Source organism: Oryzisolibacter sp. LB2S (genome assembly GCF_040732315.1).
Classification (GTDB): Bacteria; Pseudomonadota; Gammaproteobacteria; order Burkholderiales; family Burkholderiaceae_C; genus Alicycliphilus; species Alicycliphilus soli.
In genome coordinates, this window is the sequence record NZ_CP160388.1 from 2,001,810 (window position 1) to 2,026,190 (window position 24,381).

Below are 24,381 nucleotides of genomic sequence, written 5' to 3' on the forward strand. Positions count from 1 at the left end.
AAGCAAGACGATGAACGACGCGCTGTACTCCCGCCCCAAGACGCCGGCATCGGCAGACGCCGCTGCACCCGCGGCCGGCGGCCCGACGGATTCGCGCATCATTGCCATCACCAGTGGCAAGGGTGGCGTGGGCAAGACCTTTGTTTCGGCCAACCTGGCAGCCGCCCTGACCCGCCGCGGCCTGCGCGTGCTCGTGCTGGACGCGGATCTCGGGCTCGCCAACCTGGACGTGGTGCTGAACCTCCACCCCAAGGTCACGCTGCACGATGTGTTCACGGGCAAGGCCACGCTGGACCAGGCGGTGGTCAAGGCGCCTGGCGGCTTCTCCGTGGTGCTGGCCGGATCGGGCATGGTCGAGTATTCGCGCCTGACGCCCGAGGTGCGCAGCGAGCTTCTCAACGTCATCCAGGCCCTGGCGCCGCAGTACGACGTGGTGCTTCTGGACACGGGCGCGGGCATCTCCGATGTCGTGCTGTATTCGGTGTCGCTGGCCCAGGAGGTGCTGGTCGTGGCCACCCCCGAGCCCACCTCTCTGACCGACGCCTATGCCGCGATCAAGGTGCTGGCCACCCAGCAACGGCGCCAGCAGGTGCGGCTGGTGGTCAACCAGGCAGCGCGCCCCGGCGACGGCCGCGCCATCACGGGCCAGCTCCAGCAGGTGCTCGACCGCTTTGTGGCGACGGACACGGGACGCCCCGTGCGCCTGATCCACATGGGGGACATTCCGGCCGACACCGCGGTGCGCGAGGCCGTCATGCGCCGCCAGCTGCTCCTGCAGCAGATGCCCGGCACGCCCGCCGCCCTGGCCGTGGCGCAGCTCGCCAACAAGATCGAGACCACGGTGCTGAGGCCCGTGGCATAGCGAGCCACTGGCCGGTCCGCAAAACAGGTTTGCAGGTCCGGCCGGGTGCCGGCGCTGGCCGGCCCGTCACGCGGTGCGCGCAGAGGCGTCGCACACCTGAAAGCTCACAACGGGCGCCGTGCTTTCGGTGAATGGCACGCCCAGCGCGATCTCGCCTGCGCCATGCAGCAGGCAATTGTCACGGCGCAGCTGTACGGGCGTCTCACTGCCGTCGAAGCGCACCCAGGTGCCATAGCTGCTCAGATCGGTGAGCACAAAGGCCCCCTGGCGCCACTGCACGCGCGCATGTACGCGCGAGACGCGCGGGTCGGACAGGTACAGATCGGACTCCGGCGCACGCCCCAGCTGCACGGGCACCATGCTGGTGACGGGCAGCGTGCTGCCGTCGGGCCCCTGCAGGTGAACCTGGGCTCCGTCCACAGCGGCCCCGTTGAGTTCACTGATCAGATCGGCGTGAATGGTGGAGCCGTCCCGCTCGCCCTCGCGCCACTCGACCTGGTACATGAGCTGTGGCTCGGCCTTGCCCCGGACTTCGACATGCCCCAGGCGAACAAAGCCCATGCCATGCGCCTCGCGCTGACCGGCCACCACAGCCTCGGTCGCCCAGACCTCGCCCTCGCCGGCCAGATCACAGAGCCGGGCCGCCAGGTTCACCGCGTCGCCATAGCAGTCCCCATCCATTTCGACCACCTCGCCGCTGGCCAACCCCACATGGATGGCCACCTGCGGCTCACTGGAGCGGGCTTGCAGCCACAGTTGATGCCGGCGCATCAATGCGACCGAGGCCGCCAGCGCGTCTTCGGCACCTTGAAAGACACCGAGCACGCCATCGCCCAGCTTTTTCACCACCCGCCCGCGATGCTCGACCACGCAGGCAGCGATATCGCTCGTCAACCGGGTCACCAGTGCGGCGGCCTCTTCGTTGCCCAGGGCCTCGAACAGCGCCGTGCTTCCAGCCAGGTCTGCAAACACCACCGTGGTGCAGGGGGTCACGTTCATGCTCCTGTCTTGCGGCAGCGCGCCAGTCCGTGATCCGGCGCCGCATCATGAAATTATTGGTTACACAAAATACGATACGCAATCATATTACAGATGCCTGTGCACGGCCGCGGGCGAACGCAAGACCCATGCCCTTCGGCAAGGGCTGGCGGATTTTTGGACAAATTGGGCTCCGTGGCCCATGCAGGCTGCGTCAACAGCTCCTCAAAGCATAGCAGTCAGTGACCATGCCCCCAATAGATGAGCGCGTCGCGTCCTTCGACGGAGAGCGACACCTCGGCACCCACGGGCAGCAGCACCTTGGTGGGCACATGGCCGAACGGCAGATTGGTGAGCACGGGGGCCTTGATCTGCGTGCGCAGCCAGTCCACCACCGACTGCAGCCTGAAGCCCTTGTCGTGCGGCGTCAGCTTGTACTCGTTGAACTGGCCCAGGACGACGGCCTTTTGCTGCGCCAGCACCCCGGCATGCAGCAGTTGGGTGAGCAGGCGCTCGATGCGGTAGGGATGCTCGCCCACATCCTCGAGGAACAACACACCGCCCTTGACCTGCGGCAGGTAGGGCGTGCCCACGAGCGAGCACAGCGTGGCCAGGTTGCCGCCCCAGAGCCGGGCCTTCTTCACATAGAAGTCGCGCACGGCGGGCCGGCCATCGGCCAGGGGCTTTTCGGCATGCATGCGCCAGCCGCTGCCCTCGCCGTGGCCGGTGAACAAATCGTCAAGGCAGGCGAGCATGATGTCGTCGGGCTCGCCCGCCACGCCCAGGTCGCCCACCAGCGCCGGGCCGGCCCAGGTGGTGGCGCCGGTCTGGGCCAGCAGCGCGCACTGGAAGGCCGTGAAGTCGCTCACCCCGACAAACTGCGTGCCGCGCTGCACGGCCTTGGCCACGGCCTTGTACTGGATGCGCGGCAGGATGCGCGTGAGGCCATAGCCGCCGCGGCTGATCAGCGCCACGTCGGCGCCGCTGGCCGCCGCGCGGTGGATGGCGGCCAGGCGCGTGTCGTCGTCGCCGGCAAAGCGTTGGTGGCTGGCGAGCGCGTCGGGGTCCACCTCGACCTCGTGGCCCATGGCCTGAAGGCGCTTGATGCCGCGCCGGAAGGCCGCCTTGTCGCGCACGGCGCCCGAGGGGGAGTAGATGTAGATGTGGCGCGGGCCGTGGTCGTGGCCGCAATGGGCGTGATCGTGATCGTGGGACAAGGCGCTGTCTCGCGCCCCAGGCGGGCGCGCTCCGTGCAGTGAGGGCGCCGCTTGCGGCGCCGGGGGTCAAAGCCGAAAGTATTCCACAGCGCGCGCCGCCACCTGGCGGGCCGACTGCGGGTCGTCCAGCCTGCAGCGCTCGGTGAGCGCGCGCAGGGGCACGCGCCCAGGGCCTGCGCCCTGCCCCCACAGCACACAGGCGCGCGGCCCGGCGCGGTGGCCGGCGTCCGGGAATGGCGCCTCATAGGCCGGGCCATGGGGCACCGGCGCGTGCAGCTCAAGCAGGCCGGCAAAGCGCCCGGCGGCGTCGAGCGCCAGCGGCTCCCAGCCGCCCGCGCGCGTCACCAGCACCACATGGCGCAGGTCCAGGCGGTCGAGCAGTTCCAGCAACACCTGCCTGTGCCAGGCCACGTCGTGCGCGGCGGTCTTCTTGGGCTTGTCGCTCTTGCCAAAGCCGATCAGGTCCGGCGCCAGCACGCGCTCGCCCGCCGCGCACAGCGCCGCGAGCAGGTGGCGCCATTCGTAGCTCCAGCCCTCGCAGCCATGCAGCAGCAGCCAGCTGCGCGACGCATCGCGCGGGCCTTCGTCGAGGTAATGCAGGCGCAGGCCGGCCAGCGCCGGCAGGTCGCTCACATACTGCGGCGCCCAGGGGTAGTCGGGCAGGCCGGCAAAGGCGCCATCGGGCGTGCGCAGCGCATCCTGGCGCAGCGGGTGGGCTGCGAGCTCGCGCGCGCGCTGCTCGCGCCGGCGCGCGCGAAAAAAGTCGCTGAGCAGCGCGCCGCAGTCCTCGGCCAGCACGCCACCCTCGATCTGCGTCTGGTGATTGAGCCGCGGCTCGGCAAACAGATTCACCACCGAGCCCGCCGCGCCCGTCTTGGGGTCGGCCGCGCCATAGACCACGCGCGGCAGGCGGGCGTGCAGCATGGCGCCGCTGCACATGGCGCAGGGCTCGAGCGTCACGTACAGCGTGCAGTCGTCCAGGCGATAGTTGGCCAGCCGCCGCGCCGCATCGCGCAGCGCCACCATCTCGGCATGGGCCGTGGGGTCGTGGCCGGCAATCGGGGCATTGCGCCCGGTGGCAATCACCCGGCCGCCCCGCACCAGCACCGCGCCCACGGGCACCTCGCCCGCCTGCATGGCGGCCTGCGCCTGGGCCAGTGCCTCGCGCATCCAGTGGGCGTCGTCATGTTCACTCATGTTTTGATAGCTTCCTGCGCTTATATGAAAAGCGCCAAGCATCATTTTTCCTCATCAATCAGAACCCGCGGCTGCTGCATCAGGCCATCGAGCTGCTGCTTCACATCCTGCTGCAGCTGCCGGCCCTGGGTACGCACCGAGGGCAGCGCACCGTCCGCGGGCTGACCTTGCACCGCCGGCGGCTGGGCCATGCGCGTGGCGCCCGTCTGCTTCTTGACCAGCACGGCCACGACGGCCAGGGCGAGCAACAGCCCCACCAAACCAAACCCCATGCGCATACCACCCTCCCCGTTCAACCCTGAAGCCGCCGACTGTAGCGGCGATTTCCCGCGCCCGAGCGCCCGAAAAGGCGCCCTGGGATAATCCGCGCCCTATGTCTCTTCTGCCCCACCAGCTCGAATTGCTCTCGCCCGCGCGCGACGCCGACATCGGCATCGCCGCCATCGACCATGGCGCCGACGCCGTCTACATCGGCGGCCCGGCCTTTGGCGCGCGCGCCTCTGCGGGCAACGACATCCGCGATCTGGAGCGGCTCATCGCCCACGCGCACCGCTTTGGCAGCCGCATCTTCGTCACGCTCAATACCATACTGCGCGACGATGAGCTCGAGGACGCGCGCGGCATGGCCTGGCAGGTGTACGAGGCCGGGGCCGACGCGCTCATCATCCAGGACATGGGGCTGCTGGAGATCGACCTGCCGCCCATCCAGCTGCACGCCAGCACCCAGACCGACATCCGCACGCCCGAGAAGGCGCGCTTTCTGCAGGATGCGGGCCTGTCGCAGATCGTCATCGCGCGCGAGCTGGACCTGAAGCAGATCGCAGCCATCCGCGCCGCCACCGACCCGGCGCGCACCACCATAGAGTTCTTCGTGCATGGCGCGCTGTGCGTGGCCTACTCGGGCCAATGCTTCATCAGCCACGCCCACACGGGCCGCAGCGCCAACCGCGGCGACTGCAACCAGGCCTGCCGCCTGCCCTACGAGGTGCTCGATGGCGCGGGCCGCATCATCGCGCACGAAAAGCATGTGCTCTCGATGAAGGACAACAACCAGTCGGACAACCTGCGCGCCCTGATCGACGCCGGCGTGCGCAGCTTCAAGATCGAGGGCCGCTACAAGGACTTGGGCTATGTGAAGAACATCACGGCCCATTACCGCAAGCTGCTCGACGAGATCGTCGAAGAAGGCACATACACCCGCGCATCGAGCGGCCGCACCACGTTCAGCTTCACGCCCGACCCGGACCAGAACTTCAACCGCGAGTTCACCGACTACTTCGTCAATGGCCGCCAGCAGGACATAGGCGCCTTCGACACACCCAAGCAACCGGGCCGGGCCATAGGCTGGGTCACGCAGCTGGGCGACAAATGGTTCGAGCTCGAGGTCGGCGACAAGTCCACGGTGCTGCACAACGGCGACGGCCTGTGCTACTGGGATCTGCAAAAGGAGCTCGTCGGCGTGCACATCAACCGCGCCGAATGCGTGGCGCCGAAGAAAGGCATCTGGCGCGTCTTCCCCAAGGACGACGTCCACGGCTTCAAGGATCTGCGCAAGGGCCTGGAGATCAACCGCAACCGCGACATGGACTGGGTGCGTACGCTGGACAAGAAATCCAGCGAGCGCCGCATAGGCCTGTGGGCCGAGCTTGCCGAGACGGCCGACGGCTTTGCGCTCACGCTCACCGACGAGGACGGCTTCATCGGCAGCGCCGCCATCGTGCAGCCGCACCAGCCGGCGAGCGACGCCGCCCGCGCGCAAGGCCAGCTGCGCGAGCAGCTGGCCCGCTTTGGCGCCACGATCTTCGCCGTGAACGACATCGCGCTGACGCTCACCCAGCCCTGGTTCGTGCCCGCCTCGGCCCTGAACCAGCTGCGCCGAGACGCCGTGGCCGCGCTCGAGGACGCGCGCGCCAAGGGCTTTGTGCGCCTGCAGCGCGCCGCGCCCGTGGAGCCGCCCGTGCCCTTCCCCGAGGACACACTCACGTATCTCGCCAACGTGTTCAACCACAAGGCCCATGACTTCTATCTGAAGCACGGCGTGAAGGTGATCGCCGCGGCCTACGAGGCCAAGGAAGAGGAAGGCGAGGTCAGCCTGATGATCACCAAGCACTGCGTGCGCTACAGCATGAGCCTGTGCCCCAAGCAGGCCAAGGGGGTGATCGGCGTCAAGGGCACGATCCGCGCGGAGCCGCTGCAGCTCATCAACGGCAAGGAAAAACTGAAGCTCGTCTTCGACTGCAAGCCCTGCGAGATGCACGTGGTGGGCAGGATGAAGAAATCCGTCATCGCCCAGCACCAGCGCGAGATGCGGGAGCACCCGCTGCAGTTCTACCGCACGCGGCCGGTGTAGGCCCGCAGCCCAGGGCGGCCATCGCACCCCTGGATTCCCGCGTTCGCGGGAATGACGGAGGTGGTTCTACCCCCTTCCGTCCCCATCGTCATCCCCGCGAAAGCGGGGATCCACGCGGCCTGCCACCCCACCATGGTGCTCATCGCATCCTTGGATTCCCGCTTTCGCGGGAATGACGGAGGTGGTGCAACGCCACCCCATCCACGCCCTCGTCATCCCCGCGCAGGCGGGGATCCACGCGGCCTGCCACCCCACCATGGCGGCCATCGCGCAAGTGACCGGAATTGCCCCTTTGCTTGACCGACAATGCACGGTCATCACAACCCCAAGCAAAGGAAGACAGCGATGCGCATTGAAACCCTGGCCGTCCACGCAGGCTATTCGCCCGACCCGACCACCAAGTCCGTGGCCGTGCCCATCTACCAGACCGTGGCCTACGCCTTCGACAGCGCCCAGCATGGCGCCGACCTGTTCGACCTCAAGGTGCCGGGCAACATCTACACGCGCATCATGAACCCGACGACCGACGTGCTGGAAAAACGCGTCGCGGCGCTCGAGGGTGGCATTGCCGCCGTGGCCGTGGCCTCAGGCATGTCGGCCATCACCTATGCCATCCAGGCGATCGCCGAGGCCGGCGACAACATCGTCTCGGCCAGCACGCTCTATGGCGGCACCTATAACCTGTTCGCCCACACCTTCCCGCAGCAGGGCCTGGAGGTGCGCTTTGCCGACCCGCGCGACCCGGCCAGCTTTGCCAAGTTGATCGACGCGCGCACCAAGGCCGTGTTCTGCGAGTCCATCGGCAACCCGCTGGGCAACGTGACCGACATCCGGGCGCTCGCCGACGTGGCGCATGCCCATGGCGTGCCGCTGATCGTGGACAACACCGTGCCCAGTCCCTACCTGCTGCGCCCCATCGAGCATGGCGCCGACATCGTTGTGCATGCCCTGACCAAGTACCTGGCCGGCCACGGCAACAGCATGGGCGGCGCCATCGTGGACAGCGGCAAATTCCCCTGGGCCCAGCACAAGGAGCGCTTCAAGCGCCTGAACGAGCCCGACGTGAGCTACCACGGCGTGGTCTACACCGAGGCCCTGGGCCCGGCCGCCTACATCGGCCGCGTGCGCGTGGTGCCGCTGCGCAACACGGGCGCGGCGATCTCGCCGCACAACGCCTTCCTGATCCTGCAGGGCATTGAAACCCTGGCTCTGCGCATGGACCGCATCTGCGAGAACACGCAAAAGATCGCCGAGGCGCTCCAGGCCCACCCCAAGGTGGAATGGGTACGCTACGCCGGCCTGCCCGACCACCCGGACCACGCACTGGTGCAGCGCCAGCTCGGCGGCCGCGCCTCGGGCATTCTGTCGTTCAGCCTCAGGGCCGATGGCGACCCGCGTGCCGCGGGGGCCCGCTTCCTCGATGCCCTCAAGCTGTTCACACGCCTCGTGAACATTGGCGACGCCAAGTCGCTGGCCACGCACCCGGCCTCGACCACGCACCGCCAGCTCAGCGCCGACGAACTGGCCAAGGCCGGCGTGACCGAGGGCATGGTGCGCCTGTCGGTCGGCATCGAGCATATCGACGACCTGCTCGCCGACCTGCACCAGGCGCTGGACGCGGTTTGAACGATTTTTGCCTCCAGCGCTTGGTGGACAAGCGCTGGCAGCTATCGTTTCAGGAGTCCTTGGCGAGCCTCAGCCCGGTGAACTGCCAGCGCGCGGGCGTCGGGAAGAAGTTGCGGTAGCTCACGCGCGCATGGCCCTCGGGCGTGGCGCAGGAGCTGCCCCGCAACACGTATTGGTTGACCATAAACTTGCCGTTGTACTCGCCCACGGCGCCGGGCGCGGGGGCAAAGCCGGGGTATGGCGCGTAGCTCGACTGCGTCCACTGCCAGAGCACGCCGAACATCTGCCGCAGAGCGCCGCGGTCCGGCCCGGTACAGGCGCCCTCCCACTCGGCCTCGGTGGGCAGGCGCGCGCCGGCCCAGCGCGCGAAGGCATCGGCCTCGTAGTAGGACAGATGCGCGACGGGCGCGTCTGCTGCCAGCGGCCGCGCGCCGGCCAGCGTGAACTCGCTCCAGCCGCCAGCATCGCGGCGCCAGTACAGGGGGTGCTCGAGCTGCTGCGCGCGGCACCAGTCCCAGCCCTCGGCCAGCCAGTGCGCGGGATTGTGATAGCCGCCATCGGCCATGAAGGCCAGATAGCGGCCGTTGCTCACCAGGCATGTGGCCAGCGCGTAGGGCCGCAGAAAGACCTTGTGCCGCGGCAACTCGTTGTCGAATGCAAAGCTCGCGCCCTGGTGGCCGACCTCCACGAGCCCCCCCGCGCAATCGAGCCACTCGGGGCCGGCCGAGGCAGCGGGCGCGTCCACCGCCGGCGCATCACGGTACGCGGGCCACAGGGGGTGGCAGGACAGCAGATGCTTGATGTCGGTCAGCATCAGCTCCTGGTGCTGCTGCTCGTGCTGCAGGCCCAGCTCCAGCAAGGCCGCCAGTGGCGCCGGCGGGAGGCCGCGCGCGAGCAGGCGCCGCATGCGCTCATCGACGGCGGCGCGGTAGTCGAGCACGGTGGCCAGCGATGGCCGCGTGAGCAGGCCGCGCCTGGGCCGCGGATACTGCGGCCCCACGCCCTGGTAGTAGGAGTTGAAAAGCTCACGAAAGGCCGGGTCGAACGGGCGAAAGCCCGGCTCATGCGTCTCCAGGATGAAGGTCTCGAAGAACCAGGTGGTGTGTGCCAGATGCCATTTGGTAGGGCTGGCGTCGGGCATGGACTGCACACAGCAATCCTCGGCCGACAGCGGTTGCGCGAGCGCCAGGCTCGCGGCACGCACGGCCTCGTAGCGCCGCGCCGCGGCGGCGCCATCGCCGTCGATATCGGTGGCAGAAGGCACGACGCCGGTCAGGTTCATCGCGCACCGCCTTCATGCACGCGCATGCAGCACGGCATACCAGCCGCGGGCATCGGTCCAGCTCTGGCAGCGGCAGAACCCCGCCTTGGCGAGCAGCGCCTCGAACGCGGGCAGCGAATGCTTGTAGCTGTTCTCCGTGTGGATGCACTCGCCCGAGGCAAAGTCCCGCCCGCCACCGGGCCAGCGCACGCGCTGCGGGCCCCGGGCCTCCAGGTGCATTTCCACGCGCGAGGCCGCCCAGTTGAAGAACGCCCTGTGCTGCCATCGGCACGGATCGAAGTCACTGCCGATCAGGCGATTGACATGCGCGAGCACATTGCGGTTGAAGGCCGCGGTCACGCCGGCCGCATCGTCATAGGCCGCCTCCAGCACGGCCCTGTCCTTTGGCAGGTCTATGCCTATCAGCAGGCCCCCGCCAGGGCCGGCCAGCGCACGCATGCGCGCAAGCAATGCCAGGGCGTCGGCGGGATCGAAGTTGCCTATGGACGAGCCTGGGTAGAACACGAGGCGCCGCTCGGGCGGTATGTCGGCAGGCAGCTGCAGGCCTGCTGTGATGTCACCCGCCACGGCGCGCGCATCGAGCGCCGGCAGCGCGGCACGCAGGCGCAGCACAGCCCCCTGCAGGAAATCTGCCGAGATGTCCACGCCCACGAAATGCGTGGCCGCGAGTCTGCGGCACAGGGTGCGCGCCTTGTCGCAACTGCCGGCCCCGGGCTCAATGACCACGCGGCCAAGCCCCACGGCGCCGGCAATGGCTCGGCCATGCGCGCGCATGAGTGCCCGTTCGGTGCGCGTGAGGTAGTACTCCGGCAGGCGTGTGATGGCCTCGAAGAGTTCCGAACCACGCCGGTCATAGAAGTACTTGGGGCTGATGCGGGCCTGCGGCGCCAACAGGCCGTCCTCGATCTCCTGCCTGGCAGCGGGCCCGGCCAGCGCCACGCGCTGCACCGCGCGAAGCCCATGGGGGCTGGCGGCATGCGCTGCACTCGTAACGTCGGCTGGGGGCATAGCGCCGCAGCGTAGAACCCGCCAGCCCCAGCGCACAGCCGGCCAAGGCGCGCATCGCGGGTAGGACAGGGGCGCAAACCGCCCCCGCGCTATTGCCGCGCCGCGCCGACTGTGGCAGAGATCAGGTCACAGCCCCTTTCTGAGCTGCTCCACCTCCGCATGCGCGGGGAAGCCCTCGCCCGCCTGAGCCAGTTCATCCAGCAGCGGCTTGGCCGCCTCCTTCTGTCCCGCATTGATGTAGACCTTGGCCAGGTTGAGCTTGTAGACCAGTACCTGCGGCTGCAGCTGCACCACCTTCTTCTGTATTTCCACGGCCTTGTCGTGCTGCCGCGCGCCGGACAGCAGCATGGCCCAGGTGTCCATGAACGCCGGCTGGTTCGGCGCCAGGGCATTGGCGCGCTCGGCATCGGCCAGGGCGTCCTCACGGCCGAGCTGCCCCTTGACCCAGGCGCGGTTGTTGAGCACGACGGCGTTGTCCGGTTGCAGCGCCAGCACACGATCGAACTGCACCAGGCTGGCCGGCAGGTCCTTGGTGCTCATGGAGCGGTTGCCCAGGTAGAGGGGAAACGCCGCATCCTTGGCATGGCTGCGCTCCCATTGGGTGGCCCATTGCTCGGCCTCCTTGGTCTTGCCGGCAGCCATCATCACGTCATGCAGGCGTATCGCCAACGCCGGGTTGTCCGTCTGCTTCAGGCCCGTGCGGTAGGCCTGGATGGCCTTGTCCCAGTCCTTGGCTGCCGCGTGGATCTGCCCCTCCAGCACATAGCCCACCTGCTCCTTGGGCCTTTGCTTCTGGATATTGCGGCTGATGGTCAGCGCCTGCGCCGGCTGCTGTGTCGCCATCGCCAGGCTGGCCAAGCCCTGCTGCGCCTCCAGTGAGCGTGGATCGAGCTCCAGCGCCTTGTGCAGGTTCTGTTCGGCCGCGGCCCGATCGCCCGCGAGCAGATGGGCGCTGGCCATGCGCAGGTAAGGCAAGGGAGACTTGGGCAACAGCTCCGCCATGCGGGCAAAGCTGGCCTGGGCCTGTCCGTAGTCGCCCGTGGCGGACTGCGCGCGTCCCAAGGCATCGAGCAACGGCGGACTGTCCGGCAGGGCCGTGTTCGCCTTCTGCGCCACGGCCAGCGCCTCCTTGGGATCACCCACGCGCAGGAAGAACTCCGCAAGCAGTTGGTGCGCCATTGGGTTCCTGGGCGCGGCATCGACGGCCCGGCGCAGCAGGCCGATCAATTCCGTCTTGCCGGCACCCTGGGCCGCGCGCAGTTCCGCCAGCGCACGGTAGGCCAACACGTTGGCGGGCTGACGCTCGATCGCCCCCTCGAGGCGCGCACGAGCCGCGTCGGGACGCTTCTCGGCATTGTCCAGTCCCGCAAGCATGGCGATGGCCGGGAAATAGTTGGCATCCATTTGCAGCGCCTGCTCCAGGGCCTGTCGCGCGCCTGCACGGTCGCCCTTCTGCAGCAGCGCGCGCCCCCGCAGGACAACGGGCACGACGTCCGCGGGACGCTTCTTCTGCAGTTCATCGATGGCCTTCAGCGCGCGATCGACCTTGCCCTGATTGAGCAATGTGGCTATCTGCGCCATGTCTCCCACCACTCCCTCATCCGGGGCAGTGATGCCGTGAAACTCCGCGGGCACCGCGGGTTTGTCCGCAGCCAGGGACGCGAGTTGCACCGGACTCTGTTGCGCCTGCGCACCCGTCGCCAGCACCCACAAGGCCAGGGCCGCCGGCACGGCGACAGCCATGGAACGTGACAAAACAGCCTTCATGATCGTCCTCCAAGGTGATGCATCAACCAGAATTCGGGCCACTCGCCCGGCCCGATCCACCCGCTCGAATCAGGTGCGACGCTATGACAATGATAGTCTGCCGCGCCCGGTACACGCCACAAACCCATGCATCAGCCAAATGTTGCCAGTTGTCAGGTTTCGCTAAGGATATGCAAGCGCGAGCGGGCCGCGAACGCGCGCCATCTGCCCCATCTGAATAGGCGCAACCTATGTCCAGCGAAGCCGACTTGAACAAAACCCATGGGGCTGCTGCACCAGCATGCACCTACACTGGTTGCCAACAATGCGGCTCACGATGGTAAGGCCAGAGAACGCAGACACGAGGGAGGTTGGGAGTGCTCACAAGAATCATCAAGACACGGATGTCATCCATTGTTTCGACAAGGCTGGCATCCTGAGGGAATATCCGGACTGACAGATTGACGAGGGGTCTCCCTCGTTCTGGTCGACATGCACGCTTCGTCAGAAGCCCCGCATCTCAACCCCACCACAGTACAGGTCAGACATCCCTACCCAACAGGAGGACGCCGCATGAGTGCCGTATTGCAACCACAACAAGGTTTCTCGGTCCATTTCACGGGTCAAGCAGTATCACCACAGCAGGACAAAGCGCTTTTTCGATCCATCGAGCAGTTGCGCTATCAGGTCTACTGCGAGGAATGCGAGTTCCTGCCCGCGAGCGACTATCCCGAACAGCGGGAAACCGACGAGTACGACGCCAACTCGGCACATTTCGCGGCCTTGAACCAGACCGACCAGCTGGTCGGCTATGTGCGTCTGGTGTTCCCCGATGCGCTTCAGGCATTTCCATTCCAGACGCACTGCGTATCGGTACTGGACAACATCATCCTGCCGCCTGCGGCGCAGTCCGCGGAAATCAGCCGGCTCATGGTCCACAATACCTACCGCCGCCGTCAGGGCGAAAAACCGCCGGCAGGCATGCTGTCTCCTGACTACCAACCGCGGCCAGAGCCACCGGAAGTGCAGGAAAAGCGCAATCCATCGCCGCAAATCCTGCTCACGCTGTACCGAGAGATGTACCACTACAGCGTAAAAAACAACATTCGGTATTGGTATGCGGCCATGGAGCGCTCCCTGGCACGGATACTTACGCGCATGAACTTTGGATTCCAACAAATCGGGCCCTTCACCGACTACTACGGCCCGGTAGCACCCTATGTCGCCGACCTCAGAGTCCTCGAATACCAACTCAGCCAACGAGACCCCGCTCTATATGCCTGGATGCGCCAACCGCTGGCCGACACCTGAGCATTGATGGGTTTACTCTCCCTACTGCCCTCGTTCGCGCTGCGCGGCTTGCGCTGGCTCATGCTGCGCCAGGGCAGGCGCATGGGTGGCGCGCGCATGCTCGGGGCGGCACAGGCCCGTGCCCTGCGCATTGCCATGGATGCGGCCAGACACAGTCCGGCCTACGGGACACTGCTGCAGGAGCACGGCATTGACCCACAGCGGATCGGCCCCGACATCGACTGGCACAGCCTGCCCGTACTGACCAAGACCAACACCTTCGCGCGCTTTGCGCTGAACCAGCTCTCGCGCCCCCTGCCCGCCTCCATGCTGGCCGATGTGCTGACCAGTTCGGGCCGTGGTGGGCGCAGCTACGGCTTTCGCCTGACGGCGCGCGCCCAGCATGAGGAAGGCTGGTTCCCCATAGACCTCGGCCTGCAGGACATGTTTGGCGTGGACGACAAGCCCACCCTGCTCGTCAACTGCCTGCCCATGGGCGTGGTGTTTCGCTCGCGCGCGGTCGCCGTGGCCAATGTGAGCGTGCGCGAAGACATGGCCTGCTCCATCCTGCGCGACGTGGGCCCGAGCTTTGCCCAGACGCTGCTATGCGCTGACCCCTTGTTCATTCGCCGGCTGCTCGATGAAGGACAAAGGGCCGGCGTGGACTGGCCGGCGCTGCGCACCAGCGTCATCATGGGCGAGGAAGTGCTGGTGGAGGCTCAGCGCGACTACATCGCGGCGCGCATGGGCATCGACATCGACAGCGACCCGGAGCGCGTGGTCGGCAGCTCGTTCGGCGTGGGCGAACTGGGCCTGAACCTGTTGTTCGAGACCCGCGAGACCATCCGCATGCGCCGCGCCATGCGCAGAAACGCTGGGCTGGCCCAACTGCTCTGCGGTCCAGGCGCCACAGGCACCATCGATGCCGTGCCATCCGTCTTTTGCTACAACCCGCTGCGCAGCCATCTGGAAGTCCTCAACCCGGATGCCAGCGGATTCGGCGAGCTGTGCGTCACCATGCTGGACCCACATGCCGTCATCCCGCTGCCGCGCTATGCCACAGGCGATCTGGTCCGTCTCGTGCCCGAGCAGGACGCCAGACAGGCCGCGGCACTGCTCGGCATGGAGCCCCCCTGGCTACCCATGGTGCTGGTTCAGGGGCGTATCAAGGATCGCGCGACCGGCATGCCATCGGTCGAAAGCATCAAGGAACTGCTCTACCTGGACCACGCCATCGCCAATCGGCTCAGCGGTGCATTCCGTATCGAAAAGGCTGACAGTGGCCTTGTCCGCCTCAGGGTACAGGCCAACGCCACGGAGCCCGATGCCCAGGGTTTGCTGGAGCAACTGCGTGCACTGTCCAGCCAACATGGATTTCCTGCCATTGAGATTGAAGTGCTCGGACGCGATGCATTTCCCTGGCGGCCCATGCTGGACTTCGAGCGCAAGTTTGACTACGTCGGAACATTGTGACCGTCGGACTTTTTGACATCCACTTTCACGGAGAACAACAAACAAATTTGAAACTTGTTTAATTTCAATAGCTTAGACAAAACCAACGATTTGGCACGACTCCTGCCATATGAGGATTGAGGCTGTTTGAAATGCCCCCACACGGTGCTGTCGCGGCAATCAGGCCGCCTCTCAAGCCAACTTACCAGGAGTCACAATGAAACCCCTTAGCAAGGTCGCTCTCGCCGCAGGCGCCCTAACCCTCAGCGCATTTGCCAGCGCCGATCCCGTCAACAACTGGAATGTCCACAGTGCGGGCGTCTGGACCAGTTACGCCCCCAACCCCGGTGTCACTCTGTCCAATGCTGGAAAAACACTGACTTGGGGAAACAGCACCGGATTCGGGCGAAGCTCTCTGGTCATCACCAATGCGGCCGATTCCAATATCCCCACTTGGTGGGGTGGCGGCACCCCGCCGGCCGGCTATATTGCCCCCGGCGTGAGTCTGACGCACAACAATCGACCGATCACCGGCACAAGCCTGACGGATGCAACACTCACGGTGACCATGACGCTGACCCCGACCAATCCCGCGGGGCCTGCGCAAAACTTGCCAACGATCAGTTATGACATCAGGTTCGTTGAAACACCCAACAATCCTGGGCCAGGCGGCTGTGCTGCAGCAAGCCCTCCGGGCAATCCCTGCAACGACATTTTTGTGCAGGTTAGCGGCTTCTTGAATGACACGTTTGACTACGACGGCTATACGTATTTTGTGAATGCGTTCCCGACCAGCGGAGGAACCTTGAACGTGCTGTCCAACGCCGCATGTGCCGCTGCAGGCCTTGGCGCTGGTTGCATGGGCTTTACGACACCGGAGCGACAGTCCACCTCTCTGCCCTTTGGCATCACGATCTCGTCGCAGCCCCTGCAAGTCCCCGAGCCCGGTTCCCTCGCCCTCGTCGGTCTGGCACTTGCAGGCCTGGGCTATGCTGGCCGTCGGCGCCGCAGCGCCTGATGGTCTGATGCCTGCGAGTCACTGCACGCTCAAGACAGCGACATAAAGACTCCCAGTGCCGCAATCAACCGCCCGACGCCGGGTGAGGCCTCGGGCGGTTTTTCGTTGGCTTGGTCATGCCGTCGTATTCGCACCATGTCCAGCTGAGCAAAAAGGAATCTGCCGTCAGAACCCACGCGGTTCGAACCGCCAAACAAAAAACCGACATGGCCCTCACAGGCCATGTCGGCAAAACCTTGGAAATGAACTCACGCAACCGAATCAATCCGCCGTCTGCGTATAGGGCGTGGCGCCCTTGGGCACATACACGCCCTCGCACTGGTCGAGGTATTCCTGCTTCTTGGCGCGCGGGTTGTAGAACTGCTTGTACCAGATGCGTGCCTTCATGAAGGCGCCGTCGCTGGGGATGAACAGGCCGTTCAGGCAGGGTGCCTTGTGGTTCCACACCTCCATGTCCTGCAGGAAGGACTGCAGCACCGTATTCTGGAACTGCGCCGCGGCGATCTGGTCGGTCTTGGTGGCCACGGCCGAGCCGCTGGGTGACTTGACCACGACGCAATGCCAGACCTTCATCGTGCCATCGTCCACGGGGGTGTGGGCGATCAGCATGTAGGACTCTTCCATGCCCGTCAGATGCGACATCAGCAACCCGGGTCCATGGTAGGAGGTGATGGTGTGCAGGTCCGGGCTCACGCCGCTCTCGTTGACCAGGGTGCGGTGGCCGCCGCACTGGCGCTGGATGGCGTGGATGCCCTTGAACTCGTTTTCATAGCGCACGACGGTGGAGCCGTGGATGGGGCTCAGGTGGCCGTAGTCGCCGATGTTGTCCACGACCTCCTGCGGGTGCTGGTTCAGCATGCCCAGGTGGTCCCACTTGGGTTGAACCCAGGCCGGATCGTTCCACACGGGCAGGCTCGGGTGATCCCACTCGGGCTCGCCGCCCTCGGGGTCATGCCAGACCCAGACCGCGCCCAGGCTCTCCACCACGGTCCAGCTCTTCACGCAGGCCGAGGCCGGGATGGTGCCCTCGTGGTAGGGAATGTCGTCGCACTTGCCATCGGGGCCGAAGCGCCAGGCGTGATACGGGCAGCGCAGGCCGTCGCCGTCGATATTCGTGCCCTGACCGTCGATCACCACATAGCTCGTGGTATTGGGCGCGGCCAGATGCGTCTTCATGTGCGGGCAATAGGCATCCAGCAGGATCACGCGACCCGAGGCGCGGCCGCGGTACAGCGCAAAGTCCTTGCCGAAAAAGCGCACCGCCAGGGGCTTGTAGGTGTCGAGCTCCGTGGACTCCGCAATCATGAACCAGCCGCGCGGGAAGGTGAACTCGCCCAGGCGATAGTCTTTCGTAGTGGCCATATCAACTGTCTCCTTGTGAATGGGTGGGTGGGGTGATCATCGGCAGCAAAGTGGAACTTCGCATACCCTATTTGGACGATGAAACGCTCGCGACGGGCGCAAAGCCCTGCTCGCGCGCAATCTGCTGCAACTCCAGCATGCCCTTGCCCCTGGCATAGGCCGGCGCGCCAGGGTCGGTGGCCAGCCAGAGCAGGGCCTGGGCAATGGCCTCGGGCGTGACGGCACCGTAGCGCTGGGCCAGCATGCCGTCATCGCCCAGCGTGGCGGTGACGGCCTCGGTGGTCACCACGCCCGGATTGACGCTGTAGGCACGCACGCGCTGCTTGCCCAGTTCGCGGTTGATACAGCCCGCCAGACGGATCAGCCCGGCCTTGGACGCGCCGTAGGCAAAGCCCCAACCGCCCTGGTCGGCAGGCAGCGGTGGGTCGTACTGACCCGCACCCGAACAGACGTTGATGACCTGCCCCCCACCCTGGGCCAGCATGCGCGGCAGCAGCCGGCGCGTGAGGTGGAACGGCGCCAGCACATTGCCCTGAAGCGTGCGCTCGAGCATGTCGTCTTCGAGGTCAAGCAGCAGCGCGTTCATCTCGCGGTCCTGGTAGACGGCGTTGTTGATCAGCAGGTCGATGCGCCCGTAGTGCGCAAGCACGGCATCGAGCGCGCGGTCGAGTGAGGCGCTGTCCATCAGGTCCATGGCATGCGCGAAGACCTGCGCCCCCACCGCCTGCACGGCCTGGGCCGTGGTGGCCAGACTGCCGCCGAGCAAGGCCCCGTCCGGCCGGCGCAGCTGATGGTCGAGCTGCTGGCCCTCCGTCTGCGTGCGCGCCGTAATGGCCACGCGCCAGCCCGCCCGGCCAAACGCTACGGCCGTCGCCGCACCAATGCCCCGGCTGGCGCCGGTGATCAAGACCACGGGTTGCTGCATTGTTTCAGTCATGTATGGGTATCTCTCGCTCATGCCACCATGGGCTGCGCCGCCAGGGCCGCGCGCCTCTCGATATACGGCCTCATCGCACCCCATGCCCACAGGGCACCGGGCAGCATCAGGCTCATCAGACACACCAGGGCCCAGCGCAGGGCGCTGTCGCCCAGACTGGGCAGCAGCAGATCGCTGAGCACGCCCGTCACGAGCGGACCAAAGCCGCTGCCAAACAGGGTGATGAAGAAATTCAGCAGCGCCACGGCCACAGCGCGCTCACCGGCGCCCACCATCTGGCTGATGGCGCTGTAGGACAGCGAGGGCCACCAGCTGGCAAAAAACGCAAAGATGGGAGCGAACACCATGGCGTGCGGCACGCGCAGGCTGCCCAGCATCCAGTACCCACCCTCGGGCCAGAGGATGAAACCCAGCGCGCAGGGCACGGCCAGCAGCATGCCCAGTGCCGGCAGGCCGATCTGCCAGCGCTCGCTGCGGCGCACCAACAGGTCGCACAACCAGCCCGCAAACAGCGACCCGAGCACCGCACCCACACCGCTGGCCACACCAAACAGCAGGCCCGCCTGGGCCAACGTCAGGCCATGGGTGCGCACGAGAAAGCTCGGTATCCACACGCCATAGCCATAGCCTGCCAGGCCGGCCAGGCCGCAGGCCAATGCCAGACGGCGAAAGGCAGCCATCTTCAGCAGCCGCCCCACCTGCTGGGCCAGCGACTCGCGCACCGGCGCCACAGGCTGCGCCGACTCGGTTTCGAACGCACCACGGCGCGGCTCGATCACCAGGAGCCACACCAGAAGCGCCAGCACCATGCCCGGTATGCCAAAGGCCGCAAAGGTATGACGCCAGCCGTAGTGCTGGGCAATCCAGGCGCCGAGCGCCAGGCCGATGAGCACACCAAAGTGCGGGCCCATCATGAACAGGCTGATGGCGAGCGAGCGCCGCTCCTTGGGATACAGGTCGGACACCACCGAGATCGACGGCGCCATGCCCCCGGCCTCACCCACGGCCACCGACATGCGCGCCAGCAGCAGCTGCCAGAACTGCGCCGCCACGCCGCAGGCCAGCGTCGCCAGGCTCCACAGGCCGCAGCAGATGGCGACGATGTTGCGCCGGTTGTACCTGTCCGCGAGCTTGCCCACGGGTACGCCGAGCACCGCATACAGCAGGCCAAAGGCCAGGCCGCTGAGCAGGCCCATCTGCGTGTCGCTGGCGCCGAACTCATGCTTGATCGGCTCGATCAGCACGGCGATGACCTGCCGGTCAATGAAGGAAAAAATGTAGACCAAGGCCAGGAGCAGCAGACTCAGGTGCGCGCGCCAGGTCACGGCAGGTGTGGAGGAAGCAGGCATGGCGCAATGGTCCGGATAGGGATCTTCCCTGGCATCGTCTTTTTGGACGATGGGAGCACCCCGGCTGTCCGTTACCGTGGCGCCCATACCAACACACGGAGACATTCCCGATGACCACTCCTCCCTCCCCCGCTGCACGGCATCTGGCCGCCCAGCAGGCCGCGTTCCGTGCCGAGGGCCCGGTGCCTGCCAGCGTGCGCCGCGAGCGCCTGCAAGCCGTGATCGACATGCTGCTCAAGCACACGGATGCCCTGTGCGCCGCCATTGGCGAGGATTTTGGTGGCCGCCCCCCGGTATTTACCCTGAGCAACGACATCCTTGGCTCTTTGGCCTCGCTCAAGCACGCGCGCGACCACCTGGAGGGCTGGATGGGCGACGACGCCCGCCCCAGCGTCGCCCCGTTCGACAACTTCGGCGCCACCGCCTGGGTGCGCTATCAGCCCAAGGGCGTGGTCGGCATCGTCGGCACCTGGAACGCGCCGCTGTTCACACTGCTCTCGCCCCTGGCCAGTGTGCTGGCCGCGGGCAACCGCGCGGTGCTCAAGCCCTCGGAGGTGGCCCCCAGCACCGCCGAGGTGCTGGCCGCCGCCGCGCGCGACTGCCTGGACCCCACCGTGGTGGCCGTGGTCACGGGCGACGCGGCCGTGGCCGCCGACTTCTCCGCCCAGCCCTGGAACCACCTGGTGTTCACCGGCTCCACCACCGTCGGCAAGAAGGTCATGGAGGCGGCCGCCAAGAACCTCGTGCCCGTGACCCTGGAGCTCGGCGGCAAGTCGCCCGTGCTCATCGGCCAGAGCGCCGACATCCGCAACGCCGCAGAGCGCATCGCCGTCGGCAAGAGCCAGAACTCGGGCCAGCTGTGCGTCTCGCCCGACACGGTGTGGGTGCACCGCACGCAGCTCGAACCCCTGATCGCCGCGCTGCAGGAGGTCTACAGCGGCCTCTACCCCGACCTGGCGACGAATGCCGACGTGACACCCGTCGTCAACGCCCATCACTTTGCCCGCGTCGAGTCCTACGTGGCCGACGCCGGCGCGCGCGGCGCACGCGTGGTCATGGCGGGTGACTGGCCCAGCGCCGAGGGTGCGGCCCGGCGCAAGATGCCGCTGCGCCTGGTGATCAACCCCGCCGCCGACAGCGAGATCGCACGCCACGAGATCTTCGGCCCGGCCATGGTGCTGCGCACCTTCGAGCAGATGGCCGATGCGGTGCACGAGATCAACCAGGGCGAACGACCGCTCGCGCTCTACTACTTCGGCCAGGACGCGGCCGAACAGCAATGGGTGCTGGACCACACGCTCTCGGGCGGAGTATCGATCAACGACGTGGCCATGCACCCGGCACTGCACGACGCACCGTTTGGCGGCGTGGGCGCCTCGGGCATGGGCCATTACCACGGACGCGAGGGCTTTCTGGAGTTCAGCCACCAGCGCGCGGTGTACAGCGCGGGCGCACACGACCCGCGCCGCGAGTGGGGCATGTTGCCACCCTACCAGCCGCAGTTCGAGCAGATGCTGCGCGCCGCGCTGACCCCCTGACAACCGTCCCACACAACCCACGAAAGCAATACCTATGGCACATCCCTTGTTCTCTCTCGCGGGCCAGGTGGCCATCGTCACGGGCGCCGGCAAAGGCATTGGCAAGGCCTGCGCGCTGACGCTGGCACAGGCGGGCGCCGACGTCGCCCTGGCCGCGCGCACCCAGGCAGACCTTGACGCCGTGGCGCAGGAGATCACCGCCCTGGGCCGGCGCGCCATCACGGTGGCCGGCGACATCAGCGACGAGGCCACCATGGACCGCCTGGTGAGCCGAACGGTGTCCGAGCTCGGCAAGGTCAACATCCTCATCAACAACGCGGGCGGCAGCGGCCCCAACCATCCCATGAAGATGGGCGGCGCCGAATTCAGCGCGGCACTGGTGTGGAACGTGACGCCTGCCTACCTGATGATCCAGAAATGCGTGCCCGCCATGCGTGACGCAGGCGGCGGCGCCGTGGTCAACATCAGCTCTGTGGCGGCGCGCTACGCGCAAAAGCACTTCAGCGTCTACGGCGCGGCCAAGGCGGCGCTCAACCAACTCACGCGCAACCTGGCGCAGGACTTCGGCCCGCATGTGCGCATCAACGCCATCGAACCCGGCACCATCATGACCGACGCACTGGCGCCGTTTTTGACACCGGAGCGCAAGGAGCGCATGATCAGCACCACACCGCTGGCGCGGCTGGGTCAGGCTGAGGACATCGCGGCTGCGGCTCTGTTCCTGGCATCGCCGGCAGCGAGCTGGATCACGGGAAAGATTCTGGGTGTGGACGGCGGCGTGGAAGCGCCCAACTTCTAGGAGGCATGGCCATGTTGATCACCAAAATCATTGCCCTGGTTGCGCTGGTGTCCTGGCTTGGCACCACAGGCGAGCGGCTGTACAGCTACCTTGCCGGTGGCGAGGCCGTGTCGGCACAGACAAAGGAAGGCGACCGCTCCCAGACCGCGCGCTGGGCCGTCAGCGAGCTGCGCTGGTAGGCGCCCACCAAGCCCCTCCGGGCCCACTCATCGCGGCGGCATTCATGCCGCCGCTTTTCTTTTGGGCCCTCTAGGGCGTGTTAACACTAATTGTTTTTGCGCCCGCCATGGCACAGACTGGCAGCCATGGAGATAACGCCAGAACAATTCGCCAAGATCGAGCACTGCCTTCCCACGCAGCGAGGAAACGTCAGCCTGAGCAACTTGCAGGTCGTCAACGCCATCCTCTACGTAGCCGAGCATGGCTGCAAGTGGCGTGGACTGCCCAAGCGCTTCGGTAACTGGCACACGATCTACACGCGCATGAACCGCTGGACCAAGGCTGGGGTCCTCGACAGAATGTTCGAGGAACTGCAGAAGGCTCAGGTTGTGCGCATCAAGATCGAGGCGGTGTCACTGGACTCCACAAGCATCAAGGTGCACCCAGACGGCACGGGCGCGCTAAAAAAAACGGCCCCCAATCCATCGGCAAGTCTCGAGGTGGATGGACAACCAAGATTCATATGGTTGCCGCGGATGCTCGAACGGCCATAACGTTCTCACTGTCGCCGGGCCAGGCCGGCGATGCCCCACAAGGGCGCGAACTGCTCGCCAGCCTGGGCGCCCCGAACCGGCCGCTGCACCTGCTCATGGACAAGGCCTACGAGGGCAACGAGACGCGCCAGTTGGCGCTCGATTTGGGCTACATCCCCGTCGTGCCACCGCTGCGTACCCGCGTCGAGCCTTGGGAGTACGACCGCGAGATGTACAAGCGCCGCAACGAGGTTGAGCGTCTATTCCGCCGCCTCAAGGGCTTCCGGCGCATCTTCACGCGGTTCGAGAAACTCGACATCATGTTCCTCGGCTTCATCAGCTTTGTACTCGTCGCTGATGGGCTTCGGATGTGTTAACAGGCCCTAGTCCACTTTGACGATGGGCACGCCCCCATCCTTGCTGACAATGCCCATCGACTATCCACACACAGAGGATTTCGCATGGGACTCCAAGGCAAGGCGGCGCTGGTGGGCGCCGCGCAATACAAACCCGAAAAGTACGGCACGGCCCCGCGCATGTTCCACCTCGAGCAGGTGGCCGACCTGGCGTTGCAGGCGCTCGAAGACGCCGGCCTGTCGCTCGCCGACGTGGACGGCCTGATCACCACCGGCCCGCATTTCCACGAGGCGAGCAGCTTCGTGCCCGCCATGGCCGGCGAATACCTGGGCGTGCGCCTGAACTTTGCCGAGGTCGTGGACTTAGGGGGCGCGAGCTCGGTGGGCATGGTCTGGCGCGCGGCTGCGGCCATCGAGCTTGGCCTGTGCGACACCGTGGTCTGCGTGATCCCGGCGCGCATGACGCCCATGTCCGCGCATGACGACCACATGGCTGAGGTCATGAAGGCCTCGCGCTTTGGCGGCCACAGCACACGCTTTGGCGCGCCCGAGGCCGAGATGGACCTGCCCTACGGCCACATGGCGCAGAACACAGGCTACGCCATGATCGCCCAGCGCTACGCCGCCATCCACGGCTACGACGCCGCGGCGCTGGCGCGCATCGCCGTGGACCAGCGCTTCAACGCCTGCCACAACCCCGACGCCATGTTCTACGGCCAGCCCATCACCGTGGACGATGTGCTGCAGTCCCGCATGGTGGCCGAGCCGCTGCGCATGCTGGAGATCGTCATGCCCGTGGCCGGCGGCGGCGCCATGGTTGTCACGCGCGCAGACAAGGCCAAGGCCTGCAGGCACCGCCCGGTGCAGATCGTGGGCTGCGGCGAGCATATCCAGACCAAGTCGCCCACCTACGCGCCCGACATGCTGGCCACGCCGATCGGCCCGGCCTCGCGCAAGGCCTTTTCCATGGCCGGCTACACGCCGCGCGACATGCACATGGCGCAGATCTACGACTGCTACACCATCACCGTGCTGCTGACCCTGGAGGACGCAGGCTTTGCCGAAAAGGGCAAGGGCCTGGACTTTGTGCGCGAGCACGACTTCACCTTCAAGGGCAACTTCCCCATGAACACGCATGGCGGCCAGCTGAGCTTTGGCCAGACCGGCAGCGCCGGCGGCATGACCCAGGTGATCGAGGCCATGCAGCAGATCCAGGGCCGCGCGGGTGCACGCCAGCTCGCGCGCCACGACCTGGCCTATGTCTCGGGCACGGGCGGCGTGATGAGCGAACAAGGCGCATTGATTCTGAAGGGAGCATGAAC

The 24,381-nt window shown here is 66.5% G+C and carries 21 protein-coding genes; 11 read left to right on the plus strand and 10 right to left on the minus strand.

Features of this window, described 5'->3' with window-relative positions; translation table 11 throughout:
• Positions 1 to 10 precede the first annotated feature (10 nt).
• Positions 11 to 862 carry a MinD/ParA family protein gene (locus ABUE11_RS09465; RefSeq protein WP_367065145.1) on the plus strand — a complete coding sequence of 284 codons (852 nt, stop codon included), beginning with the start codon at positions 11 to 13 and terminating at the stop codon, positions 860 to 862.
• A 66-nt stretch (positions 863 to 928) separates the two neighbouring features.
• On the opposite strand, the gene ABUE11_RS09470 is transcribed toward ABUE11_RS09465, so the two are convergent.
• From ABUE11_RS09470 to ABUE11_RS09485, 4 genes are all read right to left on the minus strand, one after another.
• Positions 929 to 1,861: an adenylate/guanylate cyclase domain-containing protein gene (locus ABUE11_RS09470; RefSeq protein ID WP_367065146.1), complete on the minus strand. Its 933-nt coding sequence runs from the start codon at positions 1,859 to 1,861 to the stop codon at positions 929 to 931.
• Positions 1,862 to 2,079: 218 nt separating this feature from the next.
• Positions 2,080 to 3,057 carry an LD-carboxypeptidase gene (locus tag ABUE11_RS09475; protein WP_367065147.1) on the minus strand — a complete coding sequence of 326 codons (978 nt, stop codon included), beginning with the start codon at positions 3,055 to 3,057 and terminating at the stop codon, positions 2,080 to 2,082.
• A gap of 66 nt (positions 3,058 to 3,123) precedes the next feature.
• Entirely contained in the window at positions 3,124 to 4,254 is a 1,131-nt protein-coding gene (tadA, locus tag ABUE11_RS09480; RefSeq protein ID WP_367065148.1) for a tRNA adenosine(34) deaminase TadA, read from the minus strand.
• 41 nt (positions 4,255 to 4,295) lie between these two features.
• Positions 4,296 to 4,526: a hypothetical protein gene (locus ABUE11_RS09485; RefSeq protein ID WP_367065149.1), complete on the minus strand. Its 231-nt coding sequence runs from the start codon at positions 4,524 to 4,526 to the stop codon at positions 4,296 to 4,298.
• Between the two features lie 101 nt (positions 4,527 to 4,627).
• On the opposite strand from ABUE11_RS09485, the gene ABUE11_RS09490 reads away from it, so the two are divergent.
• Together ABUE11_RS09490 and ABUE11_RS09495 are read left to right on the plus strand one after the other, a co-directional pair.
• A complete protein-coding gene (locus ABUE11_RS09490) occupies positions 4,628 to 6,604 on the plus strand; it encodes a U32 family peptidase (RefSeq protein WP_367065150.1) in 1,977 nt (658 codons plus the stop codon).
• Positions 6,605 to 6,949: 345 nt separating this feature from the next.
• Positions 6,950 to 8,230, plus strand: a complete 1,281-nt coding sequence (locus ABUE11_RS09495; protein WP_367065151.1) for an aminotransferase class I/II-fold pyridoxal phosphate-dependent enzyme — start codon at positions 6,950 to 6,952, stop codon at positions 8,228 to 8,230.
• A gap of 49 nt (positions 8,231 to 8,279) precedes the next feature.
• On the opposite strand, the gene egtB is transcribed toward ABUE11_RS09495, so the two are convergent.
• From egtB to prsT, 3 genes are all read right to left on the minus strand, one after another.
• Entirely contained in the window at positions 8,280 to 9,512 is a 1,233-nt protein-coding gene (gene egtB, locus ABUE11_RS09500; RefSeq protein WP_367065152.1) for an ergothioneine biosynthesis protein EgtB, read from the minus strand.
• A 12-nt stretch (positions 9,513 to 9,524) separates the two neighbouring features.
• Positions 9,525 to 10,520, minus strand: coding sequence for an L-histidine N(alpha)-methyltransferase (gene egtD / locus ABUE11_RS09505; protein WP_367065153.1), 996 nt, complete (start codon positions 10,518 to 10,520; stop codon positions 9,525 to 9,527).
• Between the two features lie 126 nt (positions 10,521 to 10,646).
• Positions 10,647 to 12,287, minus strand: coding sequence for an XrtA/PEP-CTERM system TPR-repeat protein PrsT (gene prsT / locus ABUE11_RS09510; protein WP_367065154.1), 1,641 nt, complete (start codon positions 12,285 to 12,287; stop codon positions 10,647 to 10,649).
• 552 nt (positions 12,288 to 12,839) lie between these two features.
• Between prsT and ABUE11_RS09515 the strand changes: the two genes are divergently transcribed.
• From ABUE11_RS09515 to ABUE11_RS09525, 3 genes are all read left to right on the plus strand, one after another.
• The gene (locus tag ABUE11_RS09515; protein WP_367065155.1) at positions 12,840 to 13,577 is read left to right on the plus strand and encodes a PEP-CTERM/exosortase system-associated acyltransferase; all 738 of its coding nucleotides are present in this window, start codon (positions 12,840 to 12,842) and stop codon (positions 13,575 to 13,577) included.
• A 6-nt stretch (positions 13,578 to 13,583) separates the two neighbouring features.
• Positions 13,584 to 15,029 carry a hypothetical protein gene (locus tag ABUE11_RS09520; protein WP_367065156.1) on the plus strand — a complete coding sequence of 482 codons (1,446 nt, stop codon included), beginning with the start codon at positions 13,584 to 13,586 and terminating at the stop codon, positions 15,027 to 15,029.
• Between the two features lie 196 nt (positions 15,030 to 15,225).
• Positions 15,226 to 16,026 (plus strand): THxN family PEP-CTERM protein, encoded by an 801-nt coding sequence (locus tag ABUE11_RS09525; protein ID WP_367065157.1) that lies wholly within the window; start codon positions 15,226 to 15,228, stop codon positions 16,024 to 16,026.
• 261 nt (positions 16,027 to 16,287) lie between these two features.
• On the opposite strand, the gene ABUE11_RS09530 is transcribed toward ABUE11_RS09525, so the two are convergent.
• From ABUE11_RS09530 to ABUE11_RS09540, 3 genes are all read right to left on the minus strand, one after another.
• Positions 16,288 to 17,388, minus strand: coding sequence for a Rieske 2Fe-2S domain-containing protein (locus ABUE11_RS09530; RefSeq protein WP_367065158.1), 1,101 nt, complete (start codon positions 17,386 to 17,388; stop codon positions 16,288 to 16,290).
• A gap of 67 nt (positions 17,389 to 17,455) precedes the next feature.
• Positions 17,456 to 18,325, minus strand: a complete 870-nt coding sequence (locus tag ABUE11_RS09535) for an SDR family oxidoreductase (RefSeq protein ID WP_367065159.1) — start codon at positions 18,323 to 18,325, stop codon at positions 17,456 to 17,458.
• A gap of 17 nt (positions 18,326 to 18,342) precedes the next feature.
• On the minus strand, positions 18,343 to 19,674 hold the full coding sequence (locus tag ABUE11_RS09540) for an MFS transporter (protein ID WP_367065160.1): 1,332 nt from the start codon (positions 19,672 to 19,674) through the stop codon (positions 18,343 to 18,345).
• Positions 19,675 to 19,784: 110 nt separating this feature from the next.
• Here ABUE11_RS09540 and ABUE11_RS09545 point away from each other — a divergent pair, with 110 nt between their 5' ends.
• The 5 genes from ABUE11_RS09545 (at position 19,785) to ABUE11_RS09565 (ending at position 24,379) form a co-directional block, all read left to right on the plus strand.
• Positions 19,785 to 21,212, plus strand: coding sequence for a coniferyl aldehyde dehydrogenase (locus ABUE11_RS09545; protein WP_367065161.1), 1,428 nt, complete (start codon positions 19,785 to 19,787; stop codon positions 21,210 to 21,212).
• A gap of 34 nt (positions 21,213 to 21,246) precedes the next feature.
• On the plus strand, positions 21,247 to 22,011 hold the full coding sequence (locus ABUE11_RS09550; protein ID WP_367065162.1) for a glucose 1-dehydrogenase: 765 nt from the start codon (positions 21,247 to 21,249) through the stop codon (positions 22,009 to 22,011).
• A gap of 11 nt (positions 22,012 to 22,022) precedes the next feature.
• On the plus strand, positions 22,023 to 22,190 hold the full coding sequence (locus ABUE11_RS09555; protein WP_367065163.1) for a hypothetical protein: 168 nt from the start codon (positions 22,023 to 22,025) through the stop codon (positions 22,188 to 22,190).
• Between the two features lie 126 nt (positions 22,191 to 22,316).
• Positions 22,317 to 23,080 (plus strand): IS5 family transposase gene (locus ABUE11_RS09560; RefSeq protein WP_367065164.1). Its coding sequence is split into 2 segments (ribosomal slippage): positions 22,317 to 22,632 and positions 22,632 to 23,080, totalling 765 coding nucleotides; the frame shifts between segments, so codons are not numbered across the junction.
• Between the two features lie 84 nt (positions 23,081 to 23,164).
• Entirely contained in the window at positions 23,165 to 24,379 is a 1,215-nt protein-coding gene (locus ABUE11_RS09565) for a thiolase family protein (RefSeq protein ID WP_367065165.1), read from the plus strand.
• The last annotated feature ends 2 nt before the right edge of the window (positions 24,380 to 24,381 follow it).